6 protein-coding genes and 1 pseudogene are annotated in these 7,084 nt (G+C 71.6%); 1 reads left to right on the top strand and 6 read right to left on the bottom strand.

Annotation, left to right across the window (positions count from 1 at the left end; genetic code table 11):
• Positions 1–274 (bottom strand): hypothetical protein (locus tag ONA70_RS33530; protein ID WP_265010495.1); only part of this gene is annotated, 274 nt, incomplete at its 3' end.
• Between the two features lie 609 nt (positions 275–883).
• Here ONA70_RS33530 and ONA70_RS33535 point away from each other — a divergent pair.
• Positions 884–1,774, top strand: a complete 891-nt coding sequence (locus ONA70_RS33535) for a tyrosine-type recombinase/integrase (RefSeq protein WP_265010496.1) — start codon at positions 884–886, stop codon at positions 1,772–1,774.
• Positions 1,775–1,900: 126 nt separating this feature from the next.
• On the opposite strand, the gene ONA70_RS33540 is transcribed toward ONA70_RS33535, so the two are convergent.
• From ONA70_RS33540 to ONA70_RS33555, 5 genes and pseudogenes are all read right to left on the bottom strand, one after another.
• Positions 1,901–3,235, bottom strand: coding sequence for a DUF1775 domain-containing protein (locus tag ONA70_RS33540; protein WP_265010497.1), 1,335 nt, complete (start codon positions 3,233–3,235; stop codon positions 1,901–1,903).
• 193 nt (positions 3,236–3,428) lie between these two features.
• Complete coding sequence (locus ONA70_RS37085; RefSeq protein WP_406601296.1) at positions 3,429–3,872, bottom strand: YibE/F family protein; 444 nt, start codon at positions 3,870–3,872, stop codon at positions 3,429–3,431.
• A 73-nt stretch (positions 3,873–3,945) separates the two neighbouring features.
• Positions 3,946–4,758, bottom strand: a pseudogene (locus ONA70_RS33545) (YibE/F family protein); the annotation flags it as partial.
• 39 nt (positions 4,759–4,797) lie between these two features.
• Positions 4,798–6,270: an NF041680 family putative transposase gene (locus tag ONA70_RS33550; RefSeq protein WP_265010498.1), complete on the bottom strand. Its 1,473-nt coding sequence runs from the start codon at positions 6,268–6,270 to the stop codon at positions 4,798–4,800.
• A gap of 143 nt (positions 6,271–6,413) precedes the next feature.
• A partial coding sequence (locus ONA70_RS33555) for a cation diffusion facilitator family transporter (protein ID WP_265010499.1) occupies positions 6,414–7,084 on the bottom strand: 671 nt, incomplete at its 5' end.

Below are 7,084 nucleotides of genomic sequence, written 5' to 3' on the forward strand. Positions count from 1 at the left end.
CCGGCCGGCCCCCCAGCCACGCGTCGGCGAGGATCTTTGCCGACGCCCGACTCGGACAGTGGTGTAGCTTCGACCGGCCTGCGATGCCGCCGGTCTGCGCCTCTACTTCCCATCGCTGGCCGTCGGTGCGGATGTAGACGTCGCGGCGCCCTCGCGGACTCCGGTCCCCGTTCCACCAATGACGCTCGATTCTCACGTGCTGACCGTATAGCACCACCTGCGGAAAGACGAACGATAGGGATCTTGAGAAGAGACGGTCGGCGTGATCGACCAACCACGGGTTGTGGGCGAGACGCGTCAGCCGTAGGGCGGCCGTCGGTGACCTGCGGGACGGGTCAGCTCCACCTGCATGTAGCCGTGGCCAGCAACCCGACCAGCAATCTCGCCAACGCCATCAGCGCCGCTGCGGCAATCCTCGCGAGAAGGCCACTACTTCCCGCCGGGTTGCGCGACTCTGTTGCCTAATTCCCGGCGCGCCGGTTGTGGTCCGTGATGTGGCTGCCATGCGGAGTCCGGGCACGTCAGGCGGCGTGTTCGCACTCGTGGCGGACCATCTATCTGCCGTACTGGGCGCCGTGTCCGCCCGGCCCTGAGGAGTGGGAGGCGTGAGCGATGCGAATCGGCGGAACTGGACCAGCTACGTCAGCCTCGTGCCTTCAAAAGGCCGACTGGGGTAGTGGTTGTGAACAAATAGGGCCCTCCAGGTTGGGGTTGGACGGGCCGAGGGCCACGTCGTCCAGCTCGGAGGGCGCTTTGCGGATCACTTTGTCCGCCCGGCGGTCGTCGCGCAGGCTCTGGCGGCCTAGGGATCAAACCCGAATCCGTGTGCTTCGAGCCTGGGCGGGCGCGCGGTCGATCGAGCTCTGGCCGCTTTTTGGCCACGTTGGCGGCCCGAAAACGCCCGAGGAACTGCAGGACATCAACGTGGTGGTGTATCAGCGGAAACGACGTCATCCTCGACGCCCTGCTGCTGCGCCTGCACACCGAAACCGCCTGCCGCCGTGGCGGCGCCCTCGCCCTCCGCCTGGTCGACCTCGATACCCGCCACTGCCTGGTCCGCCTCACGGAGAAGGGCGGCACCCTGCGCTGGCAACCCATCACCCCGACCCTCGCCGCGCGTCTTCAGGAACACGCTCAGGCTCGGGGCGCGGTCCTGCCCACCGACCGGCTGTTGCGCTACCGCAACGGCCGGCCGATCAGCAGCCGCCGCTACGACCACCTCTGGAAGCGCATCGGCGAACGCCTGCCATGGGTAGCCGCCCAGGGCCTCTCCACCCACTGGCTCCGGCACACCACCCTCACCTGGCTAGAACGCCACTTCGGCTACGGCATCGCGCGTGCTTACGTCGGGCACACCGACCGCGGTGGACCCGCCACCACCACCTACATCAAGGCGTACCTGCACGCCGTCGCCGCCATGACCGGCGAACCGCACCCGCTCGCGCCCAGCACGGCGCACGTCCGCCGTTCGCGATCGCTACGCCGTCCGGCGGTCCTCGCCGTGGTGGCGGCAGCCGGACACGCCGCCGTGCTCACATTCGCCCCGGCCACGCTCTACGAGGTCCAGGGTCTGGCACCCCGAGGCGGGGACCCGTTGATCGACCAGCACCTTTCCGGCCTGGTGATATGGATCCCGATGGACGTGGTTGTCCTGGCCGTCGGGACGGCCGTGTTCGTTCCTGCGGTGGCTGCGCCGACTGGAGCGGGCGATGCCCCCAGCCCGGGCCTTGAGCCGCAAGACCGGGTGGTCCCGTTGGAGGAGATCAAGCCGTGACGGAGTCGGGACTGGCCATGGCCTTGGACCATGTCACCCTCGCGTTGCCGGCGGCGGGCATCGAACCCATCGACGTGGCCGGTAAGCCGCATCACGCCTGAGCTTCTCCCGCAGCCGACCCGGTGGTCATGCCCGGCGCCGGCGCAAGGCCCACCAGAGCCCGCCGACTGCGGCGGCGCCCGCGGCGATCACGAGCAGCCACACAACGGCCGGCGTCCCCGCGTCCTGCTCATCTGCGGCGGGGGCGGGCGTTGCGGCGGAGGACGCGTCGGTGGCCGGCGCGGAGGCGCTCGGGGTAGGCGCGGCGGACGGAGACGTCGCGGCGCCTGCGGGTGCCGCGGCCACGGTCAGCACCGGTGCGGGGTTATCCGCGGCGCCTCCCGAGTTCGGTTCTTCGATCCACCGGTCCACGTGGTCGTCGCTGTAGGTCTGCAAGGTCTTGAACACCAGCTGCCGGATGTCGGTCGGCAGCTGCCGGACCCGGACGGCGTACTCGGCGTCCTTGCCGGCGGGCACCGCCGGCCCGGACACGGTGTAGCCGTCGGCGGCGGTCTTGAGGGCCCATCCGGTGGGTCCGCTAACCCAGGTGACGTCCGCCGGTTTGATGCCGGCGGGCAGGACCACGCGCAGGGCGGTGATGCCAGCGGTCGTCGACTCGGACTCGGCGACGAAGGTCAACACGCTGTCGGTGGCCCCGGCCTGGGCCTTGTCCGCCGACACCTCCACGTGCGCGGACGCCGGCCCCGCCGTCAGCAGCAGTGCCGCGACAGCGCCGCCGGCCAGCACGCCCGTCCTCGTCCACCCTCGCATCACGATGGTCCTCGCCCTTCTCGATGCCGCGCGGGACGCGATGACGCCCCGGATAGTAGTCGTCCGGCGGTCGCGATTAGTTCCCCCCATTGACGGCCGCCACGATGGCACGCCGAGCCGGTTACGGACCGCGTGCAGAGCCGTGCCGTCCCTCGGGAGGAGCCGCAGCCGTGCCTGCGGCGGTGGCGGCTGGTTGTCCAGAGGCAGTTGCCAGCGTGACCCCTCGCCGCGCGGCGTGCGGGGCTGGCGGTCCACCCGGTTGATCATGGCGGCCACGGCCACGGCGAGCACCACCACGGCGTGGCTGGCCAGCCGGGGCCACTGCACCCGGCCGGCGGCGACGTCGGCGACGCTGAGCAGGGCCAACACGGCCACGAACGCGCTGAGGATCGGCAGCACACCGGCGGTGCGCTGCCGGCGGGCTGCCACCCACAGCAGCCCGGCGCCGACCGCAGCGTTCCAGGACGCGGACTCGTGCCAGAGGTGATCCATGCTGGCCGCATCCATTGCGCCGTGCCCTGGGTGGGGGGCGCTGGCGAGGGTGGTGACCTGCGCCGCAGCGAGCAGGATCTGCGCCGCCCCCAGCACTCCGAGAGCGCCGCGACGGACGGTCACCGCACGCGGCCGGCGCGGGGCCGCCTGCGAGGACACCGCGGTGAGGACATCGCGGGTCAGATCCGGGACCGGTTCGGCGACCGTGAGACGGGCCCGTCTGGTGACCAGTTCCGCCTGCCGGTACCAGGCCCGGCACCCGGGCTCGTTGTGGGAGCCGTCATATCCGACCGCGCCGACGTCAGGTCGGGGTCAGGTGTGGCTGACGGGCGACGCCCGGGCCCGCACCGGGTCATGGCCAGTCGGTGTCGCCCGGTTGAGGGTCCTCCCAAGGGTTGGCCAGCCGGGCTCGGTCGGCGCCGACGGCGGCGGGTTGGTCCGGGTCGGCAGGGCGGGGGCGCGGTGGAGTCTCCCCCTTCGGATCGGTCGCGGGCTTGCGGCTGCGGCCGGCCGTGACGAGGGCGGCCAGGGCGGTGGTCAGCGGCACCGCCGCCACCAGGCCGAGGGTGCCGACCAGGGACCGGACGATCTCCTGGGCGATGAACTCGCTGTTCAGCGTCCCGGCGATCCCTCGGCCGCTGCCGAGGATCAGGACCAGGACGGGCAGGGATGCGCCGGCGTACGCCAGGACGATGGTGTTGACCACGGAGGCGATGTGCGCCCGGCCGACGCGGTTCGCCGCCCGGTACAGCCCTCTGCGGGACATGGCGGGGTTGGCGGCGGCGAGTTCCGCCACGGTTTCGGCCTGGGGTGACGGTGATGTCGTCGAGCACGCCGAGGGAGTCGATGATGATGCCGGCCAGCAGCAGCCCGTGCAGGTCGACGTTCTGGTAGAAGATGCCCAGGGTGCTGGTGTCCTCGCTGCCGTAGCCGGTCATGTGGGTGACGCGCATGGCGAGCACCGCCAGCACCCCGGTCAGGACCAGGCTGGTCAGGGTGCCCAGCACCGCCACGGACGTGCGCACCGACACTCCGTGGGTCAGGTACAGCACAACGAACATGATCGTGGCGGAGCCGACCACCGCCACCAGCAGGGGTGGCTGACCGGCGACGATGGCTGGCAGGACGAACAGCAGAACCACCGCGAAGGTGACCGCCAGCCCGGCGAGGGCGGCCGCGCCCCGCAGCCGGCCGAAGCCGATCACCGCGACGGCGACCAGCACGGTCAGCCAGATCAGCGGCACCCCGCGCTGGTGATCGCTGATGGCGTACTGCTGGCTGGACGGGTCGGCCGGGTCGGTCAGGACCAGCACCACCACGTCGTCGCCGATGTCGACGCTGGGGGCGCCGGGTCCATTGGGGACCTGGGTCTCTACGGTCTGGCCGGCCTCGGCGCCCTCGGTGATGCGGACCGTGACTGTCCGCAGCGGCTCACCGTCATGCCGGTCGGGGTTTCCACAACCTCGTCCGGCGCGCACTCCCGCAGCTGCATGGCGGTGACGGTGCCGAGCCTGCGGTCGTTGGCGCCGGACGGGTCGGTCGGGGTGTCCTCGCGCGGCCACAGGATCGCCAGCGCGACCACGGTCGCCGCCATCATCGGGACGATCACCGCCGCGACGAGGCGGCGCACCCGGACGCCGGCGGAGTACGATCGCCGTGTTCTGCGCCCATCCCGTGACCACCTTCCCGTCGCACGTGCTCAGGGCAGGCTAACTTGATCTTTAACCTGTGCGGCGTGGCCTCGGGTTATTCGAGGTCTTCGTTTTCTTGGTGCTGCTGTTCGGCTTGTTGCTGGTGGCGGCTGTGACGATGTGGACGTCGTGGCGGGCGGCTCGGTGGCGGTTGGGGTGTCCGGGCGGCCGTCCGGGGCCTGGTCGGCTCGGTTTCGGTGCGGCGGCGGGGCAGCCGGCTTTGGTGCGTAGGTGCCGAAACGCGCGGCGGACGCGGGCTGGGGTGAGTCGTTCGGGTGGTGCGGGGCGTTCCCAGGGCCGGCGGAGGTCGGCGACGGCGCCTCGGGCGAGGCGTAGCTGGGTGTAGGCGGCCAGCACCAGCCAGGTCCAGCGGTCGGCGGCGTGCGGGTCGCGCAGTTTCGGGCTGGTCCAGCCGAGGGTCTGCTTGAGCATGCGGAAGGTGTGTTCGATGTCGAAGCGGCGCAGGAACGCCTGCCAGAGCAGGTCGACCTCGGCGGTGGTGGCGGCGGGTTGGGACCACCAGAGCCAGACGGGTTTCGCGGTGGCGCCGCTGGGCAGCCGGTCGACGGTCAGCAGGATCACGGTGCCTTCGATGATCGGTAGCGGGCCGTGTTGGGCGGTCCAGGCGGTGCGGTGGGTGAGCCTGGGGTGCAGCCGGTGCCAGGCCCGGGCGGTCGCGGTGCCGTAGAGGCGGGTGTCGGTGGTCGTGGCGGCGTCCGGGTCTCCCCAGCTGGCGGGGTCGCCGAAGATGAACTCGCCGCCGTGGCGTCGTGGGCGGCCGGTGGTGCCGGGCAGGCGGGGTGGCGTGGGTCGGCGCAGCACCCGGTCGGAACGCATCCGCACCAGAACCTGCACGGGTAGATCGGCCAGCAGGAACGCCAGCCGGGGCCCGTCGTAGCCGGCGTCCGCGACGATCCACACGTCCGGATCACCAGGCTGCCACTGCCCGGCGGTGATCAGCCGCTGCACCACGTCCCGTAACTGGCCGGCGGTGACCGTGGCGGCGTCGTCGCCGGGCGCCAGCCGGCGGGCGTCCAACGGCGCGGTCCACGAGGTGCGCCCGGCCTCCAGGGCGGTGACGAACGAGTACGGCCAGCCCGGAACCCCGATGTGGGTGTCCTTGCCACGCCCGTAGGTGTGACACAGCACCCGCTGCGGGCAGGTGTGCGCCTCCGGCCGCAGCCAGCACGTCACGTCCACCGCCAGAACGATCCGCCCGTCCGCGGCCCGCGGCAGCGGCACTGCCGCCACCGCGGTCCGTAGCCGCTCGATGTCGATCCGGCCGCGGTTCAACGCCGCGTACAGCGAGCCGTGACCGCGGCGGTGCTCACCCACCAGCGACAACTCCACCAGAGACCGCACCGGCGCGTCTGCGCACAACAGCGCGTCTGCCAGCTCGAACAACGCGTCCCGGCGAGCGGTCAGACAACAATGGACCTCACGCCGGAACGCCGCTAGCCGCCCGACGGCGTCGAACGCACCGGCATCGTGCACACTGATCACCAGACAGCCCTTGGTTTGCGATCTTCTTCCCTAGACAAGAGGAATGATCGATCAAGGGCTGTCCCCATGATCAGCCGGGGTCGATACCGCCGCCCAGCAGGTTAAAGCTCAAGTTAGTCACCGGGGGCCCGGCATCCCAACGCTCAGCTTGTCGGCGGGAGGTTGCGGCGCTGGTGGGACAGGTCGGGGTGGTGGTGCGCGCCGGCGTAGCTGTGCGGGTCGGCGTGGACGGTGGCGCTGGTCAGCCGCGGCACGGCATGGGTGAGCTGGTGCTCGGCGTCGGCGGCGATCTCGTGCGCGGCGACCAGGCTCAGGTCCGCGTCGACGACCAGTTCGGCCTCGGCGTGGAGGCGGTGGCCGATCCACCGCAGCCGCACTGCGGGGACGTCGCGGACCCCGTGCACAGCCCGCAGGGTGGTCTCGGCCTGGTCGACGAGGGCCGGGTCGACGGCGTCCATGAGCCGCCGGTACACCTCCCGGGCGGCGTCCCTGAGCACGAAGGTGATGGCGACTGCGATGACCAGGCCGATGACCGGGTCCGCCCACCGCCAGCCGACCCAGGCACCGAGAGCAGCAAAGACGACGGCGAGGGAGGTGTAGCCGTCGGTGCGGGCGTGCAGCCCGTCGGCCACCAGCGCCGCGGAGCCGATGCGTCGCCCGACCCGGATGCGGTACTGGGCGACGAGTTCGTTGCCGGCGAACCCGACGATCCCTGCGGCGAGCACCCACGGCAGGTGGGTCACCTCGGTTGGGTGCAGCAGCCGGGTGACGGCGGTCCAGCCGGCGGCGACCGCGGACGCGGCGATCACGACGA

It is taken from the genome of Micromonospora yasonensis (assembly GCF_026013475.1).
GTDB classification, from domain to species: Bacteria; Actinomycetota; Actinomycetes; order Mycobacteriales; family Micromonosporaceae; genus Micromonospora; species Micromonospora yasonensis.